The sequence below is a fragment of the Caulobacter sp. FG121 genome (genome assembly GCF_057809815.1).
Map to the genome: position 1 here is coordinate 19,353 of NZ_JBMDKR010000007.1, position 26,224 is coordinate 45,576.

Below are 26,224 nucleotides of genomic sequence, written 5' to 3' on the forward strand. Positions count from 1 at the left end.
GACCTATCCCGCTAGGATGGACCGCCTGGCCGCGTTGCAGATCGCCAGCCATAATTACTCGCCTTCGGTGCCCAGTGCGGTCCTACACACCGCGCCTTCCGACGACGGATTCGCGTGCGATTTGGTTGTGGTCGAAGAGACCACCTTCCGTGCGTGCGGGCGCGGGCCGACGGCGATAGATAGTTTGGTCGCCTTCGGCGAGCATGCCAACCGGGGTAAGCGCTACGGGGCGATGGCGACGGCGACCAAAGCCATCTTCGACGTCGTCGATCCGAACGCCGACCCCGTTCATTTCGCTCGCGTCCAGCGAGAGGTCGAGGCTGCTACCGATATCGGCGGAGACAACGTCCGCGCCTGTACGCCGGCGGCCTGCGTCAAGGTCAGCGCCAGCGACGAGATATGGACCTTGGTCGCGACGGTTCGGCAGCCCTAGAGCTCCAGTAGACCCGACCAGCAGGGTCCCACTTCTTTAATCTGCCGGCGAAGGCGCCTCGCCGCCACGTTTGCTCTAACCCCTTATGGTGATAGCCTTCCCGGGAAGTGGGACCCCCAACCCTAAGTGGGACCCCCTGAGGTCCCACTTCGGCGTGCAGTCGGTCGGCCCGATTTTTCCGGACGCGCCTCGGCAAGCGCCAGCGCGAGTTCGGCAACCCCTTTCTGATAAGGCGTTTGGGCGGCCCTCATCGACCTCTGAGAGATCGGTGCGCCGGGGGCGCGGACTCTAGCCGGTCCTGTCCCGGGCCCGTCTAAACCGGCGGCGACTCTAGACAGCGCCGCGCCTTCGTCGATGATCGCTATCGGCCGATTTTTTCCTTGTGGGTCAAGGGTTCATCCCACGGTGTCCCGGCGAATCCCATCGTATGCCGCGACTCCAGCCTCTCTTGTCTCCCCACAGCCAGAACGCCGACCGCGCCGAAGGCCGTGACCGCGAGAAATGACAGGTGAACCGTGACCTCAAGGCTTGCCTGCACCCATTTGGCCAGATCGCCGGCCAGGGCGAGCATCTGGAACCCGCAGGCATAGACCGGCCACGGCCGTGGCGCGCGCCAGGACAGGCCGACGAGGGCTCCGAGCACAGTCGCGTCAATGATCGGCAGCCACAGGCCGGGTGAAGTCTCGCCGGACAGCCACTGGGCAAACAGCGACGCCAGCCAGGCGCAGATAAAGAGGGCCGCGCCCTGCCGCTCGACGAGTCCGCCTCTGAACAGCGCGCCGACCGCCGCGATCACCAGGAGGACGGCAAACGCTCCATGGGTCAGGGTCAGTCGAGTGACAGCCTTTCCATCCGGCCCTCCGCCGGCTTGATCAGCGGCCCGAAACCGAGGGTGTCGAGACCCAGCTGCCTGCCGACGCGTTCCAGTTCCTGATGGGTTCGGACAACTTCACGTCGCGCCTCAGTGAGCGCGTCGACCGCCGCCGCTACGCGCGCAAGCGCCAGGCTTCCGGCAGGGGGCGACAGGCCCAGCGCCGGTCCCGCCCCCTTCATCTGGCGTTTCAAACCCACGGCCCGGGCGATCGCCGTCTCTACGGCCCTCTCGGCCTCGAAAAGTGATTCCGCCACGGCTGATGCGACCTGAATCCGGTCCATGCCCGTCTCCGCCATTGTGATCTCCGGCGCGGACCACACCACTAAAGGTGATGGCAATCAATCATGCAATCTTCGGTAGGCATCACGGAATTGCGACTGTTGACGTTGACGTAAGGGGCATATACGCCTGTCCCAACAAGAAACGGTGGCACGGGAGGAAACAATGCCAACCGAACTGCGGCGTCCTGAACGCACTTTCACCATTCGCCAGCTCTGCACCGAGTTCAAAGCCACGCCTCGCGCGCTGCGCTTTTACGAGGACAAGGGCCTCCTGACCCCCGCCCGTGACGGCATGAACCGGGTCTATTCCTACAAGGATCGCGCCCGGCTGATCCTGATCCTGCGCGGGAAGCGCGTGGGCCTGTCGCTGCAGGAAATCCGCGAAATCCTCGAGCTCTATGGCGAGCACGACGAGGCGATGCAGCAGAACGCCCACTCCCTGAAGAAATTCAAGGAAAAGATCGTCGACCTCGAGCAGCAGCGCGAGGACATCGAAGGGGCCATCAACGAACTGCGCGCGGCCTGCGACCGCCTCGAAAAGCATCTCTCCGAAAAGCGGCCCGACCTTCTGCCGAAGGCCGCCGACTATGACCAGATGCTGCGGGCCCGCCTCGACGGTCATGCCGAGCACGCCCTCGGCAAGTAGCCGAGTCTGACGTCCAGACCCCCGACCCAACGGAGCGCCCATGGCCTATCAGCCGCCGGCTCGCGATCACGTGTTCCTCCTGCGCGATGTGCTGGAGATAGACCGGTATGCCAATTTGCCGACGTTCGCCGACGCCTCGATGGATGTCGTCGAGCAGATCATCGAAGAGGCGGCGAAGTTCACCAGCGAGGTGCTGGCGCCCCTGAATTCGGTCGGCGACAAGCAGGGCTGCCAATGGAGTCCTGATTTCACCGTCAAGACTCCCGACGGGTTCAAGGAAGCCTACAAGCAGCTTTGCGCCGGTGGCTGGACGGGTCTGGGATCCGACACGGCCTATGGCGGCCAGGGTCTGCCGCACGTGGTCAACCTTGCCTTCAGCGAGATGTCGAGCTCGGCCAACATGGCCTTCTCGATGTACCCGGGACTGGCCCACGGCGCCTATTCGGCGATCCATACCGGCGGCAGCGACGACCAGAAGCAGACCTACCTTCCGAAGATGGTCTCGGGCGAGTGGACCGGCACCATGAACCTGACCGAGCCGCACTGCGGCACGGATCTGGGCCTGCTTCGCACCAAGGCCGTTCCGGAGGCCGACGGCAGCTATCGCATCAGCGGCCAGAAGATCTGGATCAGCGCCGGCGAGCACGACATGGCGGACAATATCGTCCACCTCGTGCTGGCCCGAATCGAAGGCGCACCGGCCGGGGTGAAGGGCATCAGCCTGTTCATCGTGCCGAAGTTCCTGCCCAATGCCGACGGCTCGGTCGGCCCGCGTAACGAGGGCGTCAAGTGCGTCGGCCTCGAAGAGAAGATGGGCATCCACGGCAACGCCACCTGCGTGATGCAGTACGAGGAGGCCAGGGGCTTCCTCATCGGCGAAGAGAACAGCGGCCTCAGGATCATGTTCGTCATGATGAACGAGGCCCGCATCGGCGTCGGCCTGCAGGGTATCGCCCAGGGAGAAGCCGCCTACCAGGCCGCCCGGGACTTCGCGAAGGACCGATTGCAGGGCCGGTCCCTGACCGGACCGAAAAACCCCGATGGCCCGGCCGATCCGATCCTCGTCCACCCTGATGTGCGCCGCATGCTGCTCGACAGTCGCGCGGTCATCGAGGGCGGCCGCGCCTTCCTGTTCTGGACCGCCCTGCACGGCGACCTGAGCCACGGTCACCCCGATGAGGCAGTTCGCCAGAAGGCCAACGACTACATGGGGCTGCTGACGCCCGTGCTCAAAGGCTACCTGACGGACAAGGGCTTCAAGGCCTGTGTCGACGGCATGCAGGTGCACGGCGGCAGCGGCTTCACCGAGCATTTCCCGGCCAGCCAGTACCTGCGCGATTGCCGCATCGCGCTGATCTACGAGGGCACCAACGGCATTCAGGCGCTCGATCTGGTCGGCCGCAAGCTGGCCGCCAACGGCGGTCGCGCGGTGATGAGCTTCTTCGCCGAGATCGACGCCTTCGTTGAGGAGAACGCCGCCGACGCCGCCATGAAGCCGTTCCTTGACGGTCTGGCTTCGGCCAAGGCGCAGCTGCAGGACGGCACGATGTGGCTGATGCAGAACGGCCTGCAGAATCCGGACAATGCCGGCGCCGCCTCAACCGACTACATGCACCTCTTCGGCATCACGGGCCTGGCCTACATGTGGGCCCTGATGGCCAAGGTATCGCTCGCGAAGATCGCGGCCGGCGACACCGATCCCTTCTACGCGAGCAAGCTTTCGGTCGGTCAGTACTTCCTCGAGCGCATCCTGCCGGACACCGGCGCCCACCTGACGAAGATGAAGGCCGGCTCGGCCAACATGATGTCCATTCCCGCGGAGGCCTTCTGATGGGCGTTCTGAACCTCGAGCGCACGCCCTCCCTGGCGGAAGAAGACATCGTCATTTTCGAGGACGCCGTCGGCAAGTTCTTCGACGAGAAGGCCCCCGAATTCCGTGTCTCCAAATGGCGCGAGGACGGCAAGGTCGAGCGGGAGTTCTGGACCGAGGCCGCCGAGGCGGGGCTCTCCTGCCTGTCGATTCCCGAGGAATACGGCGGCATGGGCGGTGACTACCGCCATGAGGTCATCCTCATGGAGCAGCTGGGCGCCAAGGGCGTCGACGGCTTCGGCCTGTCCCTGCACAACGCCATCGTCGCGCCCTATATCCTGCACTGCGGGACCGAGGCGCAGAAGCAGCGCTGGCTGCCGAAGCTGGCGACCTGCGAACTGGTCAGCGCCATCGCCATGACCGAGCCGGGCGCCGGGTCCGACCTGCAGGGCATCAAGACCACGGCGAAGCTCGATGGCGACGAATACGTCATCAATGGCTCCAAGACCTTCATCACCAACGGCCAGACCGCCAACTTCATCATCGTCGTCTGCAAGACCGACCCGACCCAGGGCGCGCGCGGCACCTCGCTGATCGTCGTCGAAACCGACAACGCGCCGGGCTTCGAGCGCGGCCGGAACCTCGACAAGCTGGGCCAGGAAGCCGCTGACACGTCCGAACTGTTCTTCAACGACGTCCGGGTCCCGGCCGCCAATCTGCTCGGCGGCGGCGAAGGGCACGGGTTCTTCCAGCTGATGGGCCAGCTGCCGCAGGAGCGGCTGAACATCGCCGTTCAGGCTATCGCCACGATCGAGCGCGCGCTGGCGCTGACCATCGACTACGTCAAACAGCGCAACGCGTTCGGCAAGAAGATCATCGACTTCCAGAACACCCAGTTCGAGCTCGCCGAGTGCAAGACGGAGGCGACCGTCGCCCGGGTGTTCGTCGACCACTGCATCGAGCAGCATCTCAAGGGCAAGCTCGACGCCGCGACGGCTTCGATGGCCAAGTACTGGCTGACCGATCTCGAGAATAAGATCATTGACCGCTGCCTGCAGCTGTTCGGCGGGTTCGGCTACATGGCCGAGTACCCGATCGCCCGCATGTATCGCGACAGCCGCGTGCAACGGATCTACGGCGGCACCAACGAGATCATGAAGGTTCTGATCGCGCGCACGCTCTGAGGACGCCGCGCCGGGAGGGCGGATGATCGATCATCTTTCCATCGCGGTCAGCGACCTCACCCGCAGCGCGGTCTTCTACGACGCGGTGCTGGGTGCGCTGGGATACCGGCGACTGGTGGAGCGGCCGGGGACGGTCGGGTTCGGCAAGCGCTACCCCGAGGTCTGGCTCAATCACCGTCCCGGGATGACGCCGGCCGATCCGGACACCGGTCACCATGTCTGCCTTCGAGCTTCCAGCGATGAGGCTGTGCGCGCCTTTCACGACGCGGCGCTGGGCCATGGCGGTCGGGATGCCGGAGCGCCCGGCCCGCGTCAGGCGGCCCTGACGCCCTATTTCGGCGCCTTCATTTTCGACCCGGACGGCGCCAAGCTGGAGGCCGCCTGTTTTCCCCGGGAGGCGTAGCCGTGCTGGACGAGGTTCCTGCCATCATCTGCGTCGAGAACCACTCGGACCAGGCAATCCTCGGCCGCTTGCGCGACGGCAGGAGCCGGGTCGTGAAGGTCACGGCCGCCAACGGACAGTCATCGAGCGCCCGCGAGCCATTCTGGCAAACGCCGCTGGCAAGGGTGGCGCCGGGCGAAACCGGTTGTGTCGAAGGCCTGGCCTCGACCCTGAAGCGCCCCGTGCTGAACCTCTGGACCACCCGGCCCTCTCATGTGCTGTTCAACGGCCGTGAAGACTTCACCGACTGTCGGCTTCCCCGCCCACTCCCGGCCGGCGTCCGCCTGACCTATACCTACGCCCCCCGCGCCATTGGAGCGGCCTGTCGGGTCAAGGAGGACCGCTGATGGCAGCCTACACCGCGATCATCGACTGGACGCTGAAGCCTGACGAAGACTTCCTCGCCGGCCGCTACAGCCGCCTGCACAGCATCGCCTTTGACGGCGGGATCACTATTCCGGCCTCATCCTCGCCCAGCGTCGTGCCGTTGCCCTGGTCGTCCGCCGACGCAGTGGATCCGGAGGAGATGCTGGTGGCGGCCCTCAGCAACTGCCACATGCTGACCTTCCTGCATAAAGCCAGGGAGGCCGGTTTCGTGGTCACGGCCTATCGCGACCGGGCCGAGGGCGTGATGCGCAAGACGCCCGAGGGAAGGATCGCCGTGACCCGGGTGGCCCTTCGCCCCGAGATCACCTTCGACGAAAGGCAGCCGACCGGTCAGGAACTCGACGCGCTTCACCACGCCGCGCACGAAGAGTGTTTCATCGCCAATTCGGTGAAAACCGAGGTGGTTGTCGAAGCTCCGATCAAGGGCGCCGGTGCGGGCTGATTTTCGCCCGGAAGGTTCACGCCGTTAACCATTTCGGAAAACGTCGCTCTTTCACTGAGTCTTAGGGAGACTGCCCGCAGGATGTCCCCAAGACCGGGGAGGTCGACGTGACGACGAACACAAAGCCATTGGACAAATTCGGGATCGGGGCTTCGACATTTGCCCGGCAGCGCCATATCGGGCTGCGGATCGCCACCGCGCTCGTCGTCGGCGTCGCACTGCATCTGGCCCTTGGCTGGTGGATGACCTGGTTCTGGTCGGCCGCCTACATCGGCACCCAGTATCTTGAGTCCTGGATGGCCCCGCGCCTGTTGCGCAAGCCGGTCGAGACGCCCGCCGAAGCCGCCAATATCGCCGTCGCCCTGTTCTCCCCCGGGGCGCTCGTGTTCGGCGGGCTGGCGGTGGCCCTGTGGGTCAACGTTCCGGGCTACGGCCCCGCCCTGGGCGTCGCGGTCATCGCCAGCGCCATGATCAACCTGATCGCGCTGAGCCGCGGCTCCCGGCTGGCCTTCGCCGCCTCGGCGACCCCCTACGGTCTGTACCTCCTGGTCATGCCGATGCTCGACTACGGTCGCGTCGCCGGGCCGATGCTGACCACCATGATGATCGGCGTCGGCCTGATCATGCTCAACATCATCGGCGCCTGGATCAGCACCGAGGAAGCGCGTCGCGCCCAACTGCTGGCCCATGAGGAGGCCGATCGCCGCCGCGCCGAGGCCGAGGCCGCCGTCGAGGCCAAGTCCGCCTATCTGGCGATGATCAGTCATGAACTCCGCACGCCGATCAGCGCCATTCTCGCCGGCGCCACGGAACTGGAACGCACCGCCCCGGGACAGGGCCGCGCCCAGGCCCGCCTGATCCGGGGGGCCGGACAGATGATGCGCGGCCTGCTCGATGACCTGCTGGATCTGGCCAAGATCGAGGTCGGGCGGATGGAGGTCGAGAGCGTCGCGTTCGACCTGCGCGAAGCCGTCACCGAGGCGCTGCGCATGTGGCGACCGGAGGCGCGCAACAAGGGCCTGAAACTGCGCGTCGAGGGCGCGCACGAACTGCCCGACTGGGTCATGGGCGACCCGACCCGTATCCGGCAGGTGCTCAACAATCTGATTTCCAATGCCCTGAAGTTCACTGCTGAGGGCTCGATCACCCTGCGCCTGGCCGCGCAGCCGACCGGCGAGGGCTGGTCGATCCAGGTCGCCGTCGCCGATACCGGGCCCGGCATGACGCCCGACCAGGTCGCCCGTCTGTTCACGCCCTTCGACCAGCTCGATGCCGGGACGGCGCGCAAGCACGGCGGCTCCGGCCTGGGCCTGGCCATCAGCCGCGAACTGGCGCGCCTGATGGGCGGCGAGCTGACCGCTTCCAGCGCTCCGGGCGAAGGCGCTGTCTTCACCCTCAGCCTCACGCTGGCGAAGGCCGAGACGCCGGCCGAAGCCAAGGCCCCCGAGGCCGTCGAGGCGCGCGTGCTGGTCATCGACGATCATGTGATCAACCGTCAGGCCGTCGCGCTGATGCTCGCGCCGCTCGGCATCACGCCGGAAACGGCCGCCTCCGCCGAGGAGGGCCTCGAGCGCCTCGCTCGCGAGCGCTTCGACGTGGTTCTGATGGACGTCTACATGCCTGACATGGACGGCCGGGAAGCGACCCGCCGCCTGCGCGCCCAGGCCGGACCCAACCAGTCCGTGCCGGTCATCGCCATCACGGCGTCGGCGACCGAACGCGACTGGGAAGCCTGTCGCGCGGCGGGGATGACGGGGCACGTGGCCAAGCCGATCGACCCGGCCGCCCTCTACGCGGCGCTCGACGTCGCCCTTGGAGACGCGGACGACAGGGCTGCCGCCTGATCAGGCGGACTGGTCCAGAAGGCTCGAAAGTCGCGCTGCAAGCGCTGCCTCGTCCTTCATGTCGCATTCCCAGATCGTCTCGACACGCCAGCCGGCGGCCTCCAGCGAAGTCCGACTGACGACGTCGCGCTCGCGGTTGCGAGCGACCTTGCCCGGCCAGTAGTCGCGATTGGTCTTTGGAATGCGCGCGCCACGCGCGCAGTCGTGGCCATGCCAGAAGCAGCCGTGAACAAAGATCGCCAGGCGGCGACCGGGCATGACGATGTCCGGATTGCCCGGCAGATCCTTGCGGTGCAGCCGGTACCGCGCGCCCAGCGCCGTCAGCAGGCGGCGTATGGTCTTCTCCGGTCCGGTATCGCGTCCCTTGACCCGTCGCATGACGGCCGAGCGCTTCGCCGGATCGAAGACGTCGGTCATGGCCGTGTGGCGTCGGGCCAGCGGCTGAGCCGCGCCGTGCCGGTGAGAACCGCCGCGCCGAACTGGCGGATGCCCGGGGTTCGCGACAGCGGTGTGAACAGCCAGCGCCGTACGGCCGCCCAGAAGCCGCCGCGTGACTGGAACAGCGGCGTCATGGCCCATGAGATGAACTGATAGGGCATCACATGCCAGCGCCGGCTGGTTTCGTAGGCGCGGGCCGTGACGGCGACGGATGTCGTCGTGGACGCGAACCGCTCGCCCAGTTCCACGGCGTCGACCAGCGCCAGATTGGCGCCCTGGCCGAGTTGCGGGCTGGTCCCGTGGGCGGCGTCGCCGATCAGCAGGGTTGCGCCTTCGCTCCAGCGGCCGACCCAGACATCCCGATAGACGGCGCGGGCCATGACCTCTGGACCGGTGAGCGTATCGATCAGGGGCGTCGCCGCCGGCCACACCTGACGTACGTGCGCCTTCCAGGCGTCGAAGTCGCCCGCGAAGAAGGCGTCCATGTCGGCGACCGGCAGCGACCAGAACAGGCTCACCAGCGGGGTGTCGCCACCCTCCGGCCCGCGTCCCACCGGCAGCACGCCGACCATCACCTCGGCACGGTCGTAGATCTGGCGCAGGGCCCCGGTCCAGGCGCCGTCGGGGTCCGGCGCACTGGTCCAGACCGCCCCCCAGGGGTAGGGACGCGCGCGCGCGCGAGGCCTGACGATATTGCGCAGGCCTGACGCCGACCCATCCGCGACCACGGCCAGATCAAACGGTCCATGCGCCCGACCGACGGCGTCATGGAGCACGGGTCGCCCCCGGTCTTCGAGGCGCACGATCCGGGCGCCGGTCACCAGCGTCACACCGGCGGGCGACAGGGCCCGGTGCAGGGTATCGAACAGCACGCCCCGGTGGATGCCGATCCCGTGTCCGCCCTTTCGCCAGTCCGCGTAGTCGACGTCGAGCACCTTGCGGCCGGCCAGATCGCGGCCGTCGAGCCGATCGATCCGCGCGCCTCGTTCCCGAACCGACTCCTCCAGCCCCAGGACGCCAAGGGCCTTCAGGCCGGTCGGCTGCAGCAGCAGGCCCGAACCGACCGGGCGTGGCGCATCGACCGCCTCCAGAAGCGTGACCTCATGGCCGCGCCGGGCCAGGGCGACGGCCGCCGCCATGCCCCCGACCCCGCACCCGACGACGCCGACCTTCACGGGCGGCTACAGCCCTTCGAACAGGGCCGTCGACAGATACCGTTCGGCGAAGCTGGGGATGATGGTGACAATCACCTTGCCCGCGTATTCCGGTCGCGAGGCCAGATCGAAGGCCGCCGTCAGCGCCGCGCCGGACGAGATGCCGACCGGGATTCCCTCGACCGACGCGCACTTGCGGGCCATGGCGATGGCGTCGTCATTGCTGACCTTGACGATGTCGTCGATCACGCCGCGATCAAGGATGCCCGGCACGAACCCCGCGCCGATGCCCTGGATCTTGTGCGCGCCCGGCTGTCCGCCGGACAGCACCGGGGAGGCCTCGGGCTCGACGGCGACCATCTTGAGAGACGGCTTGCGCGCCTTGAGCACCTGTCCGACGCCGGTGATCGTGCCGCCCGTGCCCACGCCGGACACCACCGCGTCGACCGCGCCGGCGGTGTCGTTCCAGATCTCCTCGGCCGTCGAGACCCGGTGGATCAGCGGGTTGGCCTCATTCTCGAACTGCTGCGGCATCACCGAACCGGGGATTTCCTCGAGGATTTCCTGGGCCCGCGCCACCGCGCCGCGCATGCCCTTTTCGGCCGGGGTCAGTTCCAGCCGCGCGCCGAGGATCAGCAGCATCTTGCGCCGCTCCATCGACATGCTTTCGGGCATGACCAGCGTGATCCTGTAGCCCTTGGCGGCGGCGACGAAGGCCAGCGCGATGCCGGTGTTGCCGCTGGTCGGCTCGACGATCATACCGCCGGGCTTCAGGTGGCCCTCGGCCTCCAGCCACTCGACCATCGCCACCCCGATGCGGTCCTTGACCGAGTTCATCGGGTTGAAGAACTCGAGCTTGCCCAGCACGGTCGCGCGCGGCTTGAGCTCGGCGGTCAGGTTGGGCAAGCGCACCAGAGGCGTATCGCCGACGGTGTCGAGAATGGACTCGTAGATTTTGCCGCGACCGGCGCGCTTGTAGCGGGCGGCGTCATACTTGCTCATGGGGGAGGTCTCCGGAAGGTCAGGCGCCCTTTGTCGCGGGAAAACTATAGCCCCGCGATAGGGTTGTCAGCGCTCATTCGGCGGCGAAGGCGACGGTCCGGCCACTCGCAAGCAACGGCTCAAGCAGATGTGACGCCAGCCAGCGCACCACCGGAACCGCGACGCCGTCGCCAATGACGTGGAAGGCGGCGGTGTCCGAGTTTGGCAGGGTGTAACTGTCGGGCAGCCCCATCAGCCGGGCCCCTTCGCGCGGGGTCATCAGGCGCGAGCGAACGTCGCCGGCCTCGGCCACCACCACAGACTGCCGGGATGAGCCGCCCCGCGCGGTCCGAAGACAACCCGCCAGCCCGTCGATGCGCACTTCGGCCTGGGGCACACCCCCGCGGGTGCGGCGGTAGACCGCGCCGACCGTCCGGCCGTTCTGTGCATCAAGACGCGCGCGGTTGAGCGGCGTCATCTGGTTCAGCAGTTCGTCCGTCTTCGCCTGTGATCGCCAGGCAACCGCGCGGCTGTCTTCGAGCAATGCGGCGAGATCGGTATTGCACGTGGGCGGCGACGGCAGGTTCCACCACACCCATTTCGCCTGCAGATCGGCGGGAAGACGGGCGTGCGCCTGGTCAACAGCCCGGGTGTGGAACGCGCAGCGCCCCGTCAGTACGGGTGCGGCGTCCCGGGTCGCGACCACGAACACCCGCGGCCGGCTCTGGGGGGTGAACCGGGCGGCGTCGATTTCCAGAGCGCCGAAGCGATAACCCTGTCCGGCCAGCGCGCGACAAAGCGCCGTGAAATCCTCGCCACTATGCGAGGTGAACAGGCCGACGACGTTTTCGAGCACGATGGCGCGTGGCGCGCGGCCCTCGTGGTTCAGAGCCTCGATCAAGGTCCAGAAGCCGAAAAAGGCTGAGGACCGACCGCCGCCCAGGCCCGCGCGGCTGCCCGCGAGGCTGAAGTCCTGACAGGGGCTGGACGCCCAGGCGAGGTCGGCCTGTCCGGGCAGGTCGGCCGGCTTGACCTGCCAGACATCGCCCTCGTGAAGGTGCTCGTCAGCGTCGGTGAAATTGGCGCGGTAGGTCGCGGCCTTCACCGGGTCGAAGTCGTTGGCGTAGAGGCATGACCAGCCGTCTCCCAGGCCGAGGCGGGCCATGCCGCCTCCGGCGAAGAATTCATAGAATCCGAGAGGACCGTTCCGACTCATCAAAAGGCAGCGTAGCCTGTTCCGGCCCTGTCGAGGAGAAGCCGCCGTGCGCCGCATCATCGTCCTGTCCGCCGCCGCCCTGTTGCTCGCCGCCTGTCAGCCGGAAGCACCTGGCGGGGGGGAAGCAGCGCCGCCGGCCGACGCGCCTGCGGCCACGCCCGCGCCGGCGGCCGATGCCGGCGCTGCGTTCAGGGTCGACTTCAGCGCCAGTGGAACCGAGCCGTTCTGGCGGGTCGACATCAAGGGGACCGACATTGTCCTGACCCGTCCGGACGCACCGGCCGCGACCGCGACCAACGCTGGCCTCGCCGCGACGGACGCCGCCGCGACCTGGACGGCCCAGGCCGGAGCGACCCCGGTCACCGTGACAGTGACCGCAGGCGAGTGTTCCGACGGGATGAGTGATCTGAAGTACGGCTACACCGCCCAGGTGGTCTGGGGCGGCGAGACGCTGAAAGGCTGCGGGTTCCCGACGGCGGCCCAGCCGCGCGAAGGGCAATAGGGCTCAGCCCCGGCTCAGGTCCATGGTCTGGATCGACGAGGCGCGGGCTTCCGAACGCTGGTTCGGCAGCGGCAGCAGCATCGCAATGGCGACAGCCAGGGCGACGGCGGCGGCGAAGGCGGCCTTGACGGCCATGGTCGTTTCTCCTGAAGGGTCGACAGGACACAATTGCGCCCACAGCCTTAACGGCCGATGAACGGAAAAGTTGCGGCTGAATACAGAACGGCCCCCGGGAAGGTCCCGAGGGCCGCCAGACCCGGTAAAACCAGGCAAAGGTCGATCCGCGCCCTGACCATTCGGCCAGAAACGCGCCCGTCTATACTAGCTGTAGATTTCGAACAGGCCGGCGCCGCCCTGGCCGCCGCCGATGCACATGGTGACAACGCCCCACTTGGCCTTGCGGCGGATGCCTTCCTGCAGCAGGTGGCCGGTGCAGCGGGCGCCGGTCATGCCGAAGGGGTGGCCGATGGAGATGGAGCCGCCGTTGACGTTGTACTTGGCGGGATCGATGCCGAGCTTGTCGCGGCTGTAGAGGCACTGGCTGGCGAAGGCTTCGTTCAGTTCCCACAGGTCGATGTCGTCGACCTTCAGGCCCTGACGGGCGAGCAGCTTGGGCACCGCGTAGACCGGACCGATGCCCATTTCATCGGGTTCGCAGCCGGCGGCGGCCCAGGACACGAAACGGCCCAGGGGCTTCAGACCGCGGCGTTCGGCTTCCTTGGCTTCCATCAGCACCACGGCGGCGGCGCCGTCCGACAGCTGGCTGGCGTTGCCGGCGGTGACGAAGTTGCCCGGACCCTTGACCGGCTGCAGGGAGGCGAGGCCTTCCAGCGTGGTTTCAGGACGGTTGCACTCGTCCTTGTTGACCACGTAGTCGACCATGGACTCTTCCTTGGTCTCCTTGTTGACGACCTTCATCTTGGTCGCCATCGGCACGATTTCGTCGGCGAACAGGTTGGCGGCCTGGGCGGCGGCCATGCGCTGCTGGGACTGCAGGCTGTACTCGTCCTGGTACTCACGGCTGATGTTGTAGCGCTTGGCCACGATGTCGGCGGTGTCGATCATGGCCATGAAGATCGCCGGAGCGATGTTCATCAGTTCCGGATCAACCGTGCCCGAGCCGCCCATGCCGCCGCCCGGGATGGAGATGCTCTCCACGCCGCCGGCCACAACGCAGTCGCCGCCGCTGGCGCGGATGTAGTCGGCGCCCATGGCGATGGCCTGCAGGCCTGAGGAGCAGAAGCGGTTGATGGTCACGCCGCCGGTGTTCACCGGCATGCCGGCCAGCAGGGCGGCCAGGCGGCCGATGTTCGCGGCGCCGTGGGCGTTGTTGCCCAGGTAGCAGTCCTCGACGAAGTCCAGCTCGACGCCCGACTTGGCGACGGCGTGCTTGATGGCGTGCGCGGCCATCGACATCGGCGGCGTGGCGTTGAACCCGCCGCGACCCGCCTTGGCGAGGCCGGTACGGGCGTAGGACACGATTACGGCTTCGCGCATGGCGTTTTCCCTTTGCTCTCAAACAACAGTTTGAATTGTCGGTCGCGACCCTAGGCGAAGCCGACGAAAAGGAAAAGTTCACGCGCGCGTAAACCGACCGCCAGGCCCCGGAATGACGTCGCCTCGGCCAATGTCAGGGTTGACGTTCGCGTCACCCGGACCGACCATCCTGATCAACGATAAGGGATGGAAATCATGGCCGAACGGGCATTTGACCTCGTGGTGCGGGGCGGCAGCGTCATCGACGGATCCGGAGCGCCGGCCTTTGCGGCCGATGTCGGGGTCAAGGACGGCCTGATCGCCGCCATCGGCCCGAATCTGCCGGCCGGGACCGAGGAGATCGACGCGAGCGGCCGGATCGTGACGCCGGGCTTTGTCGACATTCACACTCACTATGATGGCCAGGCGACCTGGGACGAGCGACTGCAGCCCTCTTCCTGGCACGGTGTCACCACGGCCGTGATGGGCAACTGCGGCGTCGGCTTCGCGCCCTGCAAGCCGGAGGATCACGACCGCCTGATCCGGCTTATGGAAGGCGTCGAGGACATTCCCTTTCCTGTGCTGACCCAGGGCCTGCCGTGGACCTGGGAATCTTTCCCGCAGTACCTCGACGCGGTCGGAAAACGTCGCTTCGACATCGACATCGCCGCCCAGCTGCCGCACGCCGCGCTGCGGGTCTATGTGATGGGCGAGCGCGGGGCCAACCGTGAGCCGGCGACGGCCGAGGATATCGCCGCCATGGCCGTGATCGCCAAAGGGGCGGTCGAGGCCGGGGCGCTGGGTTTCTCCACCTCGCGCACCCTCAATCACCGCACCAGCGACGGCCAGCCGACCCCGACCCTGACGGCCGGGGAGGACGAACTGACGGGCATCGCCCTGGCGCTGAAGGCCGCCGGCAAGGGCGTGCTGCAGTTCGTCTCCGACTTCCAGGATCCGGCCGGGGAGTTCGCCATGTTCCGCCGGCTGGTCGAGGCCTCGGGCCGTCCGCTGAGTTTCTCACTGGCCCAGAGCGCGCGGGGCAAGGACGGCTGGAAGATTCTGCTCGCCGCTCTGACCGACGCCGTGGACGCCGGCTTGCCGATGAAGGCCCAGGTGGCCGGCCGGCCCGTCGGCGTGCTGTTCGGGCTGGAGCTGACCCTCAACCCGTTCAGCCAGCATGCGACCTACAAGGAGATCGCCCATCTGCCGCTGGCCGAGCGGGTGGCGCACCTTTCCGACCCCGCTTTCCGCGCCCGGCTGCTGAGCGAAGAGATCGACCCCAAGGGACCCTTCGCCGGCAGCGCGCTGCGCGCCTGGGACAACATGTTCCTGATGACCGAACAACCCGACTACGAGCCGACACAGGACGATACGGTCAAGGCGCTCGCCGCCGGCCGTGGCCTGTGGCCGGACGAGGTCGCGCTGGACCACATGCTCAGCAACGGCGGGCGGGGCATGCTCTACCACCCGTTCCTGAACTATGCGGACGGCTCGCTCGACCCCAGCTTCGCCATGCTCAGCCACCGGGACACCGTGCCGGGCCTGTCCGATGGCGGGGCCCATGTGGGCATGATCTGCGACGGCAGTTTCCCGACCTCGAACCTGACCCACTGGACCCGCGATCGCACGCGCGGGCCGAAACTGGCGCTGGAAGAGGTCATCCGCATGCAGACGCGGGACACGGCGGCGGCCGTCGGTCTGTTCGATCGCGGTCAGATCGCCGTGGGCTTGCGCGCGGACCTCAACGTCATCGACTACGACGGCCTGACCCTGCACGCCCCGAGCGTGGCGTACGACCTGCCGGCCGGCGGGCGACGGCTGGTGCAGCGGGCGGACGGCTATGTCGCCACCGTCGTCGCCGGCCAGATCACCTACCGCGACGGCGAGCCGACTGGCGCGCTACCGGGGCGTCTGGTGCGTGGCGCCCAGGCCGCGCCGATGGCCATGGCTGCGGAATAGGGAGACCGGCCATGACGCCCCGGACCCTTGAGGCCGAATGCGAGTGGACCGCCGCCGACGTCGCAGATCCGACGGCCTGGACCGAAATCCTGACCGAGGTTGAGATCGCCGAGATCGACGCCGCCCTGGTTCATGCCCGGTCCGTGTCCGACGACCTGCTCGACATCGGCAAGGCCGACTTCCCCCTGCCGACGCTCGGCAGGCGGCTTGAGGCCATCGAACAGACCCTGATCAACGGCCGGGGCTTCGTCCGCATCCGGGGCCTGCCCCGCGCCCGCTACAGCAATGACGACATGTGCCTGGCCTACTGGGGCATCGGGGCGCATCTCGGCAAACCCTGGCCGCAGAACAAGCACGGCCACCTGCTGGGCGATGTGACCGATCAGAACAAGGCGCCGGGCGACCCCACCGCGCGGGGCAACGAGATCGGGCTCGTCGGACTCGATTTCCACTGCGACGGCTCGGACCTCGTCGGTCTGATGTGTCTGCAGACGGGCGTCTCCGGCGGGCTCTCCGCGGTGTGCAACTCGGTCGCCATCCACAATGCGCTGGTGCGCGAACGCCCGGATCTGGCCGCTGAACTCTACAAGCCCCAGCCCTTCGACGCGCGGGGCGAGCAGGGACCCGGCAGACCGGGCTGGTACGGCCTGCCGGTGTTCAGCGAGATGAACGGCCGCCTCTTCGTGCGGCTGATCGCGCCCTACATCCATGCTTCCCAGCGCCACCCGGACGCGCCGCGTCTGACCGCAAAGGCGAAGGAGGCTCTCGCCTGGATTCTCGAGGCGTCGGAAAGCGGCCGCTACAGCGTGTTCATGGACTTCCAGCCCGGCGACATGCAGTTCATCAACAACTTCCACGTCCTGCACGGCCGCACCGCCTACGAAGACGACCGGGCGGCGGGGAAGATCCGCCACCTGAAGCGGCTGTGGCTCGAGACCCAGGCCCTGACTGATCGTCCCGCATACTTCCGCAACACGGTGTCGGATCACTGGGGACGGAAGAAGGTCATCAGCCGGCTGGATGCGGTGGGGTAGGGGACACGTACCGGCTTCGCCGGATACATGTCCCCGCTACTCCCCGAACCCTTCGCCCAGCTCGGTGATCGGGGCCATGCGGATCAGGCGGCTGTCCTCGACGCCGGCCTGACGGTGTTTGACCACCTCGCGGTATTCGGGGTCAGTGATCATGGCGAGGAACGCCCCGCCGCCCGGATATTCGGCGATGAAGGCGATGTCCCAGCGCTCGTCGGTCGGGCCGGTGACGACCACGTCGGGCCGCCCGGCCCAGACCTGCCGGCCGCCGACGCGCTTGAAGATGTGCGCGCTCTCCCGGCCGTAGGCGCGGTAGGCCTCAAGGCCCGTCATCCCCTTGCCGTGGTTCGGATGACCTTCCGGATAGTCGGCCAGGGCGCGTACCCGCACGAGATTGAGCATGTGGATCGGTTCGGCGCGGGGCAGGGCCTTGAAGACGTCGAACTGCGGACGTGTGGGGTCGATGGAGCCGGTCATGGGGGTATTCACCGCTGGAGATGATGGGGACCGCCGCCTTTTTCTGGCAGGGATCATCCTGATGTCTTGATGAGCATTCTTGCTCCGGCGGGACCTTCGTCAAGGACGGGCCCGAAAGGCCCGCCGCTGCGCGGCCGCGAAGCGGTCCTTGACCAAGGTCACCGTCCGGAGCGGACCATTCCATCAAGGCCTTCAGGGCGTGTCAGCATCAGCTGATCTTCCCGATCAGCCCTTTCTGGCCATCCAGATCGTGTGGCGCGCGCCCCGGCCGCGGTGGGCGCGGACCCCGATCTCTTCCACCGCGTAGCCCGCGCGTTTGAGGCGGTTGGTGAAGCCGTGGTCGGACGACGAGGACCAGACGCCGAGCATGCCGCCTGGGTTCAGCGCTGCCTTGGTCGCGCCCAGGCCACCGAAGCTGTAGAGCCCGTCGTTGCCGGCGCGGCTGAGACCCTGGGGGCCGTTGTCGACGTCCAGAAGGATGGAGTCCCAGCCGCCCTCGGCGATCATCGCCGCCACGTCGCCCTCGCGGATTTCGCCGCGTTTGTCGGACAGACTGTCCCCGTACAGGCCCGCCAGTGGCCCCTTCGCCCAGTCGACGACGGCCGGGACCAGCTCGGCGACAACGATCCGCGCCTTCGGCCCGAACGCGGCCAGCGCCGCCCGCAGGGTGAAGCCCATGCCCAGCCCGCCGATCAGCACGCGCGGCGCGGCGACCCCGGCCAGCCGTTCATGGGCCAGCGTCGCCAGCGCCTCTTCCGAGCCGCTCAGCCGACTGTTCATCAGCTCGATCGATCCGGCCATGATCGAATACTCGGTCCCGCGCCGCATCAGGCGCAGCTCGCCGCCGTCGCCGGGTACGACGGCGCTCGCCAGGTGTTCCCAGGGGATCAAGGGTCAGCCCTTGCCCGGACCCGGCAGCTCGACCAGCCGGTCGGGCAGCTCGTTGGGATTGTCCGCGCCCGGCGGGACGTGCGCGGCGAGAATCCGACCTGACAGCTCGACAGCGGCGACGAAGCCGTCGGCCGTCTTGCGCTTCTTCAGGCCGGCGATCAGCAGGGCGACGACCTCGTCCCAGACCACCGGGTCGGTGACCTTGAAGATGCCCTCGTCGGCCACGACCTCGGCGCGCCGCTCGGCGAGCGAGGCGAACAGCAGGACGCCGGTCCGGTCGCGGGTGGCGTGCAGGCCGTGGCTGAGGAACTGCTCCATGGCCGCCCGATGCACCCGCTCGGCCTTGAGGCTGGCGGGGGTCAGGGCCCGGCGGACCGGCGGAATAGCCACGAACAGTGCCGCGACGATGAAGACCGCCGCCTGCAGCGCCACATAGATGGTCAGGGCCGCCAGGATGGTCGAGTCGGTCGCCGCCGCGTGGCCCACCGTCCAGCCGCCGAACAGGGCGGTCAGGGTCTGGGGCTGGAACCCGAGCAGCAGGGCGCCGGCTGGAAGGATCAGCGCCGCCGCCGTGGCCCAGGCCAGAGGCGTTTCCCGGTAGTCGGACACCGCCGGCGCGAGCACGCAGTAGATCTCGCCGGCTGTCTTGAGCTCGGCGGCCGCGACCGCCGCGGCGATCCGATCGTGATCGGTTTCGGTCATCGCCATGTCACCAGCCTCCCGAGGAGCCGCCGCCGCCGAACGAGCCGCCGCCGCCGGAGAATCCGCCGCCGCCGCCGCCGCCCCAGCCGCCGCTGTCACGTCCGCCGCCGCCCATCGAGCCCAGGATGATCCAGGGCAGGGCCGAGCCGAGGCCGCCACGACGCCGGCCGCGCAGGCTGGCGATGATCACCCAGAACACGATGAAGAAGATAATGAAGGGAAGCGGCGGACCGCTCTTGTGCTCGCGCGCCTTGGCGGCCGCCGCCGTCGCGTTGGCCTTTGCCTGATCGTCCGGAAGGCTGAGCTGCTGAACCAGCGCGTCGGTCCCGGCGACGACGCCGCCCTCCATATCGCCGGCCTTGAACCGCGGCAATATGGCGCTCTGGATGATCACGCTGGACAGGGCGTCGGTCAGGACGCCCTCGAGACCGTAGCCGACTTCGATGCGCACCTTGCGATCATTGGGCGCGACGATCAGCAGGGCGCCGTCGTTGCCCTTCTTGTCGCCGATCGCCCAGGCCCGGCCCAGCTGGTAGCCGTAGTCCTCGATCTCGTAGCCCTGCAGTGTCGGCAGGGTGACCACGACCAGCTGGTGGCCAGACGAGGTCTCCAGTCCGGACAGCTTTTCGGTCAGGGAGGCTTCGACGGCCGGCGACAGGATGCCCGCGTCATCAACGACCCGGCCCGTGAGCTTCGGGAAGGTCGGCGCGGCGAGCGCCGGCAAGGCGATCAGCAGGATGGTGAGCGCCATCAGGGACGCCCACATCCTTCCCCACGCGATCGTTGATCGCGGGGGAAGGACCTTGGTGGTGGCGGTCAAGTTACTTCGTCGCTGGCGCGGTCGTCGGGGCCGGAGCGGCCACCGGCGGCGTCGGATCGAAGCTGACGGTCGGTGCGGTCTGCGCCGTGGCGGCGGCCTCGAAGGGCAATGCAGGCTTCTGGGCGCCGTAGAGTGTCTTGGCCCAGATCACCGTTGGGAAGGTCCGCAGGCTCGTATTGTAGAGGCGCACGGCCTCGTTGTAGTCGCGGCGCGAGACGGCGATGCGGTTCTCGGTGCCTTCCAGCTGGCTCTGAAGGGCCAGGAAGTTCTGGTTCGACTTCAGCTCGGGATAGTTCTCCTGGATCATCATCAGGCGGCCGAGCACGCCGCTCAGCTTGTCCTGCGCCGCCGCGTACTGCTGGAACTGCGCGGGGTTGGTGATGGTCGAGGCGTCGACGCGCACCTGGGTGGCGCTGGCGCGGGCCTCGGTGACGGCGGTCAGCACGTCCTTTTCCTGGGCGGCGTAGCCCTTCACGGTCGAGACCAGGTTCGGGATCAGGTCGGCGCGACGCTGGTACTGGTTCTGGACGTCGCCCCAGGCGGCCTTCACCTGCTCGTCGCGGGTGGGAATGGTGTTGATGCCGCAACCGGCAAGGCTCGCGGCGATCGCGAGCACGGGAATGAAGCGGACAAGACGGCGGATGGCGATCATGGATGACCCCTCGATACAGCCGCGAGCGCGGCCCGAGGTCTTTATATAGGGGATATCGGCGGCGCGTGGGAGAACCCCGCTAGCCGGGATTTTTTCCGAACGTCGGAATTCCTTCCGGGATCGCCGTGCAGGCCATCGCGCTCTCGGTCCAGATGTGAATCTGAGGCGTCACCCAGCTCGGGTCGTCGAGCGTCCCGGCCTTGATGAACACCAGCGCCGGGTTGGCCGGCGCTTCAGAGAATACCGGCGAACCGCAGTCGGGGCAGAACAGCCGGTCGACCGTCCCGCCGCTGTCGCCCTTGTCATGAAAGGTCTTGAGCGTCCCGGTGACCGTCAGCGCCCCCTTGGGGACGCCGACGATCACCGAAAAGGCCGTGCCGGCCTGGCGCTGGCAGTTCTTGCAGTGGCAGACGGCCTGGAAGGCCGGTTCCGCATCGCCGCTGTAGTGAACCTGGCCGCAGAGGCAGCCACCTTCGATATGCGCCATACCGGCCTCTCCCTACATGCCCAGTTCGCGGTCGTTCTTGCCGGCGGCGCGACCGGCGGCCCACTCTTCTTCCAGCGCCTTGAACTCCTGACGCTTCGGCCCGAGGTAGCCGAACAGGAAGGCCGCGACCTTGCGCTGCTGGATCTCTTCCGAGCCCTCCGTGATGCGGTAGCGGCGGTGGTGGCGATAGATGTGCTCGAACGCCTTGTGCCGGCTGTAGCCCATGCCGCCGTGCACCTGCATGGCCCGGTCGGCCGCCTCGCAGCAGAGGCGGTTGCCCCAGTAGTTGCAGATCGAGACCTTGTCGGAGATCTCCCGCTCGATGGTCTTGTGGTCCATCGTGTCCATCTGCCAGGCGGTCTGGCGGATCAGGAGGCGCAGCATCTCGCACTGGGCGTGCAGCTCGACGAGCGGGAACTGGATCGCCTGGTTGTCGCTCAGCGCCTTGCCGAACGGCTTGCGCATGCGGGCGTACTTGACGCTCTCGTTGATGCAGTAGACCGCCGCGCCGAGCGACGACGCCGCCTGGCGGATGCGGTTCTGGTGCACGAACGACTGGCCCAGACCGAGGCCCCGGTCGACCTGACCCCAGTAGCTGTCCTCCGGGATCCAGCAGTCAAACGAGATGCGCGGGTGATCGGTTGGCATGTTGAAGGTCCACATCCACTCCTCGATCTTGATGTGCTCGCGGGGCACCAGGAAGCAGGTGATGCCGAGGGCGTCTCCGTCCTTGCCGCTTGTCCGGGCGAAGACCATGACGTGGGTGACCACGTGCATGCCGGTGGTCCACATCTTCTCGCCCTTGATGCGCCAGCCGGGCTTGCCGTCCTTCACCTCGGGAACCCCCGTGGTCTCCATGAAGGTGGCGTCGCTGCCGTGATTGGGCTCCGTCAGGCCGAACGCCGCGCGCATGGTCCCGTGCAGCAGTTTGTCGCCGTCGCGGGCCACCTGCTCCGGCGTGGCGAATTCCTTGAACATCAGCACGAAGGGATTGTTGCCGACGATCGAGTGTTCGTTCTGCAGGTCGTTGAACAGCCCCAGGCCCTTGGCCGCCAGGTGTTCGCGGATCACGGCCATCCACAGCTGCGAGCCTTCCTTGCCCCCCATCTCTTTGGGCCAGGCGAAGCGATAGTGGCCGGCGTCGTCGGCGAGCTTGCGGGCCTTGGTGAGCAATTCTTCCCATTCAGGACGCGGCAGGCCGTCGTTGTCCCAGTCGGTGCGGGCGTGCTCGCGCCGGTGATCGAAGAACCGGTCGTTGTCGTCCTGCGCCTGCAACGGGTTGATCGTGGTCTCGATGAACTCGTCCAGCTCGGCGAGGTAGGCGACAAGCTTGGGGTCTAGGGCGAAATCCATGGGGCGCTCCCGTCGTTTCTGTTTGGTTTTGCGGTCCAGTATGCGCCGCCTTACGCGCACGGCAACCGTGACCCGACGGAAGCCGAAGGCTTTGGAAATCGAACCCCCGGGCGCCGTCGCGTCAGCACTTCATTCACCATGACGCTCGATAATGCCCGCCATGATCCTGATCATCGCCGCAGCGATTCTAGGGGCCGGCATCGGGCTGTTCCTGCAGCCCAGGATGTTCGCCATCGCCGTCTCCCTCTCCGTGGCGGGGGCGACGCATGTCGTGCTGACCTTCGTGCACCGGTTGGCGGCCAAGTCGCCGAACCGCGAGGTTCTGGCCGAACGGCTGGAAATGATCACGGGTACAGATCCAAATGGCATCTGGCCCGTCATGGCGGCCGCCGGCGCGGGGACGATTCTGGCAGCCGTGCTCTGGTCGCTCACCCAGCGCCAGTCGACAGATGCCTTCTGGTTCCTGCCGCAGGATGGAGACCGGCGGAACGGCATCCGGTCCATGGCCCTGGTCAAGGACAGGGACGAGGTGCACGACGAGGCCAAGCGCCGCCTGGACGAGCTTCTCGAGCGCTGAGAGCGATTCTCAAAAAAATCTAAGCACTGTGCAGATTCCGCTTGCGCGGCGTTTGTTATCGTTGATATCTAAGCAATGCTTAGTTCGTCTCGCGGCGTTGGTGGGGATACCAGCGTCACCTTAGCGGGGCGGATCGGGCCAGTAACGATCCAAGCTTGATCATCGATCACCACCCCGATTTACGCCGGAGGGCGAACCCATGAAACTCCGTATGCTGACGGCTGCCGCCGTTCTCTCCCTGTCCTTCGCCGGTGCGGCTTTCGCCGACGGCAAGGTTTCTGCTTCGCTGGCCGCCCCCGTGGCCGCCAAGACGAAGGTCGTCGCCGCCGGCGCGCTCTTTGTTTGCGAAGGCTCCACCTGCGTGGCCGCCTCGAACCAGGCCCGCACCGTCACCGTCGCGGGTTGCAAGGAACTGGTGAAGGCCGTCGGCCCCGTCACCGCCCTGACCAACGGCAAGCGCACGCTTGAAAGCGCTGATCTGGCGACCTGCAACGCGGTCGCCCGCTAGCCTTCTGTTGAATGGACGGTCCGCCGTCCGGTTTGTTTCCTCGAGCAACTCGCCAGTTGTGCAAGGGCGGCGGTTTCGACCGCCGCCCTTTTTCTTTGGCGCCGCCGGGGGTAAGGCAGCCGCCGTGATGACTCAGTATCCTTCCCTGGCCGGCGTTCTCGAACGCGCCCTCATCGACGCGGCCGCTGATGGCCGCGACGTGGTCCCGGTCTCCCTGACGCTGGATTATGGCGCCGGCGGAGACCCCGCGGATGTCGCGGTCGCCGCCCGTGTCGACCGGGCGACTCGCAGCCTTGTCTTCGTTCATGGCGAGGCCATTCTGCCCGATGGACGCCGCGCGGCGAGCGCGTCCGGCGTATTTCGGGTCAAAGGCGGCTAGTTCTGGCGGCCCCGCGCCGTTGCGATGCAGCAGAACGCATGCTATCAGGCGCGCGGCTTCGGGCCGGAGGACATTATCGGCCCGCCGGCTCTCGTGCTTTTCCAAGCACTTTCAAGACTTTAGCGCCGCGCCGAGGGGCATACCCAGGACGCGGTGCGCGACGCACCGGACGGTTGAACAAGTGGCGGACGACACCAAGGCGACGGATGTAGGCCAGCGTTACGCGCGGGCCCTGTTTGAACTGGCGGAAGAGGCCAGGTCGACCGCTGCGGTCGAGGCTGATCTCGTGAGCCTGAAAAAGGCCTGGGCCGAGAGCGCCGATCTGCGCCGTCTGCTCACCTCGCCAACGTTCACGGCTGACGAAAAGGGCGCCGGTCTGGGCGCCATCGCCGACAAGGCGAAGCTCAACGCCGTGACCCGCAAGTTCATCGGTCTGCTGTCGGCCAATCGTCGGACCGCAGCCCTGCCCGACGTCATCAACGCCTTTATAAAGCTGTCGGCCGACAAGCGTGGCGTCGTCGCCGCCGAGGTGGTCACGGCCCTGCCGATGTCCGCCGCCCAGAGCAAGGGCGTCGCCGCCGCCCTGCGTCAGGCCCTGGGCAAGGATCCTGAAATCTCGACCCGTGTCGATCCCGCCATCCTTGGCGGTATCAAGGTGCGCGTCGGTTCCCGCCTGTTCGATGCTTCGCTGAAGTCGAAGCTCGACTCCCTGAAATTCGCCCTCAAGAGAGCGTAAGACCTATGGATATCCGCGCCGCCGAAATTTCGGCCATCCTCAAGTCGCAGATCGCAAGCTTCGGTGAAGAGGCTGATGTGTCCGACGTCGGCTCCGTCCTGAGCGTCGGTGACGGCATCGCCCGCGTCTACGGCCTGGACAAGGTCCAGGCCGGCGAAATGGTCGAGTTCCCGAAAGCCGGGGTGAAGGGCATGGCCCTCAACCTCGAACGCGACAACGTCGGGATCGTGATCTTCGGCCAGGACCAGCAGATCAGCGAAGGCGACGAAGTCCGTCGCCTCGGCGAGATCGTGGACGTTCCGGTCGGTCGTGGCCTGCTCGGTCGGGTCGTCAACCCGCTGGGCGAGCCGATCGACGGCAAGGGTCCGATCGTCGGCTCTTCCGAGCGTCGCCGCGTGGACGTGAAGGCCCCGGGCATCATCCCGCGCAAGTCGGTGCATGAGCCGGTGCAGACGGGCCTGAAGGCCATCGACACCCTGATCCCGATCGGCCGCGGCCAGCGCGAACTGATCATTGGCGACCGTCAGACCGGCAAGACCGCCGTCGCGATCGACACCATCCTGAACCAGAAGGCCGTCAACGCGACCGGCGACGAGAGCCAGAAGCTCTATTGCATCTACGTCGCGATCGGCCAGAAGCGCTCGACGGTCGCCCAGATCGTCAAGACGCTCGAAGAGCACGGCGCGCTCGACTACACCATCGTCGTCGCCGCCACGGCTTCCGAGCCGGCTCCGCTGCAGTTCCTGGCTCCGTTCGCGGGTTGCGCCATGGGCGAGTGGTTCCGCGACAACGGCATGCACGCCGTCATCATCTATGACGACCTTTCCAAGCAGGCCGTGGCCTATCGCCAGATGTCGCTGCTGCTGCGCCGTCCGCCGGGCCGCGAAGCCTATCCGGGCGACGTCTTCTACCTGCATAGCCGCCTGCTCGAGCGCGCCGCCAAGCTGAACGAGGACAACGGCTCCGGCTCTCTGACCGCCCTGCCGGTCATCGAAACCCAGGCCAACGACGTGTCGGCCTACATCCCGACCAACGTGATCTCGATCACCGACGGCCAGATCTTCCTCGAAACCGACCTGTTCTTCCAGGGCATCCGCCCGGCCGTGAACGTCGGCATCTCGGTGTCGCGCGTGGGCTCTTCGGCCCAGATCAAGGCCATGAAGACCGTCGCCGGCCCGATCAAGGGCGAGCTTGCCCAGTACCGGGAAATGGCCGCCTTCGCGAAGTTCGGTTCGGACCTCGATGCGGCCACCCAGCGCCAGCTGGCCCGCGGCGAGCGCCTCACCGAGCTGCTGAAGCAGCCCCAGTACGCTCCGCAGTCGGTCGAAGAGCAGGTCTGCGTGATCTACGCCGGCACGCGCGGCTATCTCGACGCGATCCCGACCAGCGCGGTCGGCCGCTTCGAGCGTGAGTTCCTGGCCCGCCTGCACAGCAAGCACCAGGATCTGCTCGACGCGATCCGCACCACCAAGGCCCTCGGCTCCGACCTTGAGGACACCCTCAAGAAGGCGCTCGAAGGCTTCACGGCGACCTTCGCCTAAG

31 protein-coding genes are annotated in these 26,224 nt (G+C 67.2%); 16 read left to right on the forward strand and 15 right to left on the reverse strand.

Annotated elements, in window-relative coordinates:
• Positions 1-16: 16 nt before the first annotated feature.
• Entirely contained in the window at positions 17-433 is a 417-nt protein-coding gene (locus ACODSL_RS16175; protein ID WP_488901750.1) for a hypothetical protein, read from the forward strand.
• Positions 434-794: 361 nt separating this feature from the next.
• Here the strand turns inward: ACODSL_RS16175 and ACODSL_RS16180 are convergent, their stop codons facing one another.
• Positions 795-1,229 (reverse strand): hypothetical protein, encoded by a 435-nt coding sequence (locus ACODSL_RS16180; protein WP_488901751.1) that lies wholly within the window; start codon positions 1,227-1,229, stop codon positions 795-797.
• Between the two features lie 32 nt (positions 1,230-1,261).
• Positions 1,262-1,603: a hypothetical protein gene (locus tag ACODSL_RS16185; RefSeq protein WP_488901752.1), complete on the reverse strand. Its 342-nt coding sequence runs from the start codon at positions 1,601-1,603 to the stop codon at positions 1,262-1,264.
• 148 nt (positions 1,604-1,751) lie between these two features.
• Between ACODSL_RS16185 and ACODSL_RS16190 the strand changes: the two genes are divergently transcribed.
• The 7 genes from ACODSL_RS16190 to ACODSL_RS16220 all read left to right on the forward strand — a co-directional run bounded on the left by ACODSL_RS16190 (position 1,752) and on the right by ACODSL_RS16220 (position 8,343).
• Positions 1,752-2,234 (forward strand): MerR family transcriptional regulator, encoded by a 483-nt coding sequence (locus tag ACODSL_RS16190; RefSeq protein ID WP_488901753.1) that lies wholly within the window; start codon positions 1,752-1,754, stop codon positions 2,232-2,234.
• A gap of 40 nt (positions 2,235-2,274) precedes the next feature.
• Complete coding sequence (locus tag ACODSL_RS16195; protein WP_488901754.1) at positions 2,275-4,065, forward strand: acyl-CoA dehydrogenase C-terminal domain-containing protein; 1,791 nt, start codon at positions 2,275-2,277, stop codon at positions 4,063-4,065.
• Positions 4,065-5,228 carry an acyl-CoA dehydrogenase family protein gene (locus ACODSL_RS16200; RefSeq protein WP_488901755.1) on the forward strand — a complete coding sequence of 388 codons (1,164 nt, stop codon included), beginning with the start codon at positions 4,065-4,067 and terminating at the stop codon, positions 5,226-5,228. Before ACODSL_RS16195 ends, ACODSL_RS16200 begins: the two co-directional genes overlap by 1 nt.
• 22 nt (positions 5,229-5,250) lie before the next feature.
• Entirely contained in the window at positions 5,251-5,631 is a 381-nt protein-coding gene (locus tag ACODSL_RS16205; RefSeq protein WP_488901756.1) for a VOC family protein, read from the forward strand.
• A 2-nt stretch (positions 5,632-5,633) separates the two neighbouring features.
• Entirely contained in the window at positions 5,634-6,017 is a 384-nt protein-coding gene (locus ACODSL_RS16210) for a hypothetical protein (protein WP_488901757.1), read from the forward strand.
• Complete coding sequence (locus tag ACODSL_RS16215) at positions 6,017-6,499, forward strand: OsmC family protein (protein ID WP_488901758.1); 483 nt, start codon at positions 6,017-6,019, stop codon at positions 6,497-6,499. Before ACODSL_RS16210 ends, ACODSL_RS16215 begins: the two co-directional genes overlap by 1 nt.
• A gap of 107 nt (positions 6,500-6,606) precedes the next feature.
• A complete protein-coding gene (locus ACODSL_RS16220; protein WP_488901759.1) occupies positions 6,607-8,343 on the forward strand; it encodes an ATP-binding protein in 1,737 nt (578 codons plus the stop codon).
• Here the strand turns inward: ACODSL_RS16220 and ACODSL_RS16225 are convergent, their stop codons facing one another.
• The 4 genes from ACODSL_RS16225 to ACODSL_RS16240 form a co-directional block, all read right to left on the reverse strand.
• Positions 8,344-8,760, reverse strand: coding sequence for a very short patch repair endonuclease (locus tag ACODSL_RS16225; protein ID WP_488901760.1), 417 nt, complete (start codon positions 8,758-8,760; stop codon positions 8,344-8,346).
• Complete coding sequence (locus ACODSL_RS16230) at positions 8,757-9,956, reverse strand: FAD-dependent oxidoreductase (protein ID WP_488901761.1); 1,200 nt, start codon at positions 9,954-9,956, stop codon at positions 8,757-8,759. Before ACODSL_RS16230 ends, ACODSL_RS16225 begins: the two co-directional genes overlap by 4 nt.
• Before the next feature lie 6 nt (positions 9,957-9,962).
• Positions 9,963-10,937, reverse strand: coding sequence for a cysteine synthase A (cysK, locus tag ACODSL_RS16235; RefSeq protein ID WP_488901762.1), 975 nt, complete (start codon positions 10,935-10,937; stop codon positions 9,963-9,965).
• Positions 10,938-11,010: 73 nt separating this feature from the next.
• Positions 11,011-12,132, reverse strand: coding sequence for a DNA cytosine methyltransferase (locus ACODSL_RS16240; RefSeq protein ID WP_488901763.1), 1,122 nt, complete (start codon positions 12,130-12,132; stop codon positions 11,011-11,013).
• A gap of 46 nt (positions 12,133-12,178) precedes the next feature.
• Here ACODSL_RS16240 and ACODSL_RS16245 point away from each other — a divergent pair, with 46 nt between their 5' ends.
• A complete protein-coding gene (locus tag ACODSL_RS16245) occupies positions 12,179-12,634 on the forward strand; it encodes a COG3650 family protein (protein ID WP_488901764.1) in 456 nt (151 codons plus the stop codon).
• 3 nt (positions 12,635-12,637) lie between these two features.
• Here ACODSL_RS16245 and ACODSL_RS16250 read toward each other — a convergent pair whose 3' ends face one another.
• The gene (locus ACODSL_RS16250; protein WP_488901765.1) at positions 12,638-12,769 is read right to left on the reverse strand and encodes a hypothetical protein; all 132 of its coding nucleotides are present in this window, start codon (positions 12,767-12,769) and stop codon (positions 12,638-12,640) included.
• 186 nt (positions 12,770-12,955) lie between these two features.
• Entirely contained in the window at positions 12,956-14,131 is a 1,176-nt protein-coding gene (locus ACODSL_RS16255; protein ID WP_488901766.1) for an acetyl-CoA C-acyltransferase, read from the reverse strand.
• 195 nt (positions 14,132-14,326) lie between these two features.
• Here ACODSL_RS16255 and ACODSL_RS16260 point away from each other — a divergent pair, with 195 nt between their 5' ends.
• Positions 14,327-16,069, forward strand: a complete 1,743-nt coding sequence (locus tag ACODSL_RS16260) for an N-acyl-D-amino-acid deacylase family protein (protein ID WP_488901767.1) — start codon at positions 14,327-14,329, stop codon at positions 16,067-16,069.
• 11 nt (positions 16,070-16,080) lie between these two features.
• Complete coding sequence (locus ACODSL_RS16265) at positions 16,081-17,103, forward strand: TauD/TfdA family dioxygenase (protein ID WP_488901768.1); 1,023 nt, start codon at positions 16,081-16,083, stop codon at positions 17,101-17,103.
• A gap of 36 nt (positions 17,104-17,139) precedes the next feature.
• On the opposite strand, the gene ACODSL_RS16270 is transcribed toward ACODSL_RS16265, so the two are convergent.
• The 7 genes from ACODSL_RS16270 to ACODSL_RS16300 all read right to left on the reverse strand — a co-directional run bounded on the left by ACODSL_RS16270 (position 17,140) and on the right by ACODSL_RS16300 (position 22,482).
• The gene (locus tag ACODSL_RS16270) at positions 17,140-17,577 is read right to left on the reverse strand and encodes a DUF1330 domain-containing protein (RefSeq protein ID WP_488901769.1); all 438 of its coding nucleotides are present in this window, start codon (positions 17,575-17,577) and stop codon (positions 17,140-17,142) included.
• 225 nt (positions 17,578-17,802) lie between these two features.
• On the reverse strand, positions 17,803-18,468 hold the full coding sequence (locus tag ACODSL_RS16275) for a polyamine aminopropyltransferase (RefSeq protein ID WP_488901770.1): 666 nt from the start codon (positions 18,466-18,468) through the stop codon (positions 17,803-17,805).
• Positions 18,469-18,471: 3 nt separating this feature from the next.
• Positions 18,472-19,176, reverse strand: coding sequence for a TPM domain-containing protein (locus tag ACODSL_RS16280; RefSeq protein WP_488901771.1), 705 nt, complete (start codon positions 19,174-19,176; stop codon positions 18,472-18,474).
• 1 nt (position 19,177) lies between these two features.
• Entirely contained in the window at positions 19,178-19,921 is a 744-nt protein-coding gene (locus ACODSL_RS16285) for a TPM domain-containing protein (RefSeq protein WP_488901772.1), read from the reverse strand.
• 70 nt (positions 19,922-19,991) lie between these two features.
• On the reverse strand, positions 19,992-20,642 hold the full coding sequence (locus ACODSL_RS16290; RefSeq protein ID WP_488901773.1) for a LemA family protein: 651 nt from the start codon (positions 20,640-20,642) through the stop codon (positions 19,992-19,994).
• 79 nt (positions 20,643-20,721) lie between these two features.
• Positions 20,722-21,129 (reverse strand): GFA family protein, encoded by a 408-nt coding sequence (locus ACODSL_RS16295; protein WP_488901774.1) that lies wholly within the window; start codon positions 21,127-21,129, stop codon positions 20,722-20,724.
• A gap of 12 nt (positions 21,130-21,141) precedes the next feature.
• Entirely contained in the window at positions 21,142-22,482 is a 1,341-nt protein-coding gene (locus ACODSL_RS16300; RefSeq protein WP_488901775.1) for an acyl-CoA dehydrogenase family protein, read from the reverse strand.
• A gap of 151 nt (positions 22,483-22,633) precedes the next feature.
• Here ACODSL_RS16300 and ACODSL_RS16305 point away from each other — a divergent pair, with 151 nt between their 5' ends.
• The 5 genes from ACODSL_RS16305 (at position 22,634) to atpA (ending at position 26,223) form a co-directional block, all read left to right on the forward strand.
• On the forward strand, positions 22,634-23,059 hold the full coding sequence (locus tag ACODSL_RS16305) for a hypothetical protein (RefSeq protein WP_488901776.1): 426 nt from the start codon (positions 22,634-22,636) through the stop codon (positions 23,057-23,059).
• A gap of 199 nt (positions 23,060-23,258) precedes the next feature.
• Entirely contained in the window at positions 23,259-23,567 is a 309-nt protein-coding gene (locus tag ACODSL_RS16310) for a DUF8200 family protein (RefSeq protein ID WP_488901777.1), read from the forward strand.
• A 127-nt stretch (positions 23,568-23,694) separates the two neighbouring features.
• On the forward strand, positions 23,695-23,946 hold the full coding sequence (locus ACODSL_RS16315; protein WP_488901778.1) for a hotdog family protein: 252 nt from the start codon (positions 23,695-23,697) through the stop codon (positions 23,944-23,946).
• Between the two features lie 181 nt (positions 23,947-24,127).
• Positions 24,128-24,682, forward strand: coding sequence for a F0F1 ATP synthase subunit delta (locus ACODSL_RS16320; protein WP_488901779.1), 555 nt, complete (start codon positions 24,128-24,130; stop codon positions 24,680-24,682).
• A 5-nt stretch (positions 24,683-24,687) separates the two neighbouring features.
• The gene (atpA, locus tag ACODSL_RS16325; RefSeq protein ID WP_488901780.1) at positions 24,688-26,223 is read left to right on the forward strand and encodes a F0F1 ATP synthase subunit alpha; all 1,536 of its coding nucleotides are present in this window, start codon (positions 24,688-24,690) and stop codon (positions 26,221-26,223) included.
• Position 26,224 lies beyond the last annotated feature (1 nt).

Bases quoted from the DNA above. Each gene is read 5' to 3' on its own strand.
- ACODSL_RS16175 (WP_488901750.1), top strand. From the start codon at position 17: ATGGACCGCCTGGCCGCGTTGCAGATCGCCAGCCATAATTACTCGCCT.
- ACODSL_RS16185 (WP_488901752.1), bottom strand. From the start codon at position 1,603: ATGGCGGAGACGGGCATGGACCGGATTCAGGTCGCATCAGCCGTGGCG.
- ACODSL_RS16190 (WP_488901753.1), top strand. From the start codon at position 1,752: ATGCCAACCGAACTGCGGCGTCCTGAACGCACTTTCACCATTCGCCAG.
- ACODSL_RS16195 (WP_488901754.1), top strand. From the start codon at position 2,275: ATGGCCTATCAGCCGCCGGCTCGCGATCACGTGTTCCTCCTGCGCGAT.
- ACODSL_RS16200 (WP_488901755.1), top strand. From the start codon at position 4,065: ATGGGCGTTCTGAACCTCGAGCGCACGCCCTCCCTGGCGGAAGAAGAC.
- ACODSL_RS16205 (WP_488901756.1), top strand. From the start codon at position 5,251: ATGATCGATCATCTTTCCATCGCGGTCAGCGACCTCACCCGCAGCGCG.
- ACODSL_RS16215 (WP_488901758.1), top strand. From the start codon at position 6,017: ATGGCAGCCTACACCGCGATCATCGACTGGACGCTGAAGCCTGACGAA.
- ACODSL_RS16225 (WP_488901760.1), bottom strand. From the start codon at position 8,760: ATGACCGACGTCTTCGATCCGGCGAAGCGCTCGGCCGTCATGCGACGG.
- cysK (WP_488901762.1), bottom strand. From the start codon at position 10,937: ATGAGCAAGTATGACGCCGCCCGCTACAAGCGCGCCGGTCGCGGCAAA.
- ACODSL_RS16240 (WP_488901763.1), bottom strand. From the start codon at position 12,132: ATGAGTCGGAACGGTCCTCTCGGATTCTATGAATTCTTCGCCGGAGGC.
- ACODSL_RS16250 (WP_488901765.1), bottom strand. From the start codon at position 12,769: ATGGCCGTCAAGGCCGCCTTCGCCGCCGCCGTCGCCCTGGCTGTCGCC.
- ACODSL_RS16255 (WP_488901766.1), bottom strand. From the start codon at position 14,131: ATGCGCGAAGCCGTAATCGTGTCCTACGCCCGTACCGGCCTCGCCAAG.
- ACODSL_RS16260 (WP_488901767.1), top strand. From the start codon at position 14,327: ATGGCCGAACGGGCATTTGACCTCGTGGTGCGGGGCGGCAGCGTCATC.
- ACODSL_RS16265 (WP_488901768.1), top strand. From the start codon at position 16,081: ATGACGCCCCGGACCCTTGAGGCCGAATGCGAGTGGACCGCCGCCGAC.
- ACODSL_RS16270 (WP_488901769.1), bottom strand. From the start codon at position 17,577: ATGACCGGCTCCATCGACCCCACACGTCCGCAGTTCGACGTCTTCAAG.
- ACODSL_RS16280 (WP_488901771.1), bottom strand. From the start codon at position 19,176: ATGGCGATGACCGAAACCGATCACGATCGGATCGCCGCGGCGGTCGCG.
- ACODSL_RS16285 (WP_488901772.1), bottom strand. From the start codon at position 19,921: ATGGCGCTCACCATCCTGCTGATCGCCTTGCCGGCGCTCGCCGCGCCG.
- ACODSL_RS16290 (WP_488901773.1), bottom strand. From the start codon at position 20,642: ATGATCGCCATCCGCCGTCTTGTCCGCTTCATTCCCGTGCTCGCGATC.
- ACODSL_RS16295 (WP_488901774.1), bottom strand. From the start codon at position 21,129: ATGGCGCATATCGAAGGTGGCTGCCTCTGCGGCCAGGTTCACTACAGC.
- ACODSL_RS16300 (WP_488901775.1), bottom strand. From the start codon at position 22,482: ATGGATTTCGCCCTAGACCCCAAGCTTGTCGCCTACCTCGCCGAGCTG.
- ACODSL_RS16305 (WP_488901776.1), top strand. From the start codon at position 22,634: ATGCCCGCCATGATCCTGATCATCGCCGCAGCGATTCTAGGGGCCGGC.
- ACODSL_RS16310 (WP_488901777.1), top strand. From the start codon at position 23,259: ATGAAACTCCGTATGCTGACGGCTGCCGCCGTTCTCTCCCTGTCCTTC.
- ACODSL_RS16315 (WP_488901778.1), top strand. From the start codon at position 23,695: ATGACTCAGTATCCTTCCCTGGCCGGCGTTCTCGAACGCGCCCTCATC.
- atpA (WP_488901780.1), top strand. From the start codon at position 24,688: ATGGATATCCGCGCCGCCGAAATTTCGGCCATCCTCAAGTCGCAGATC.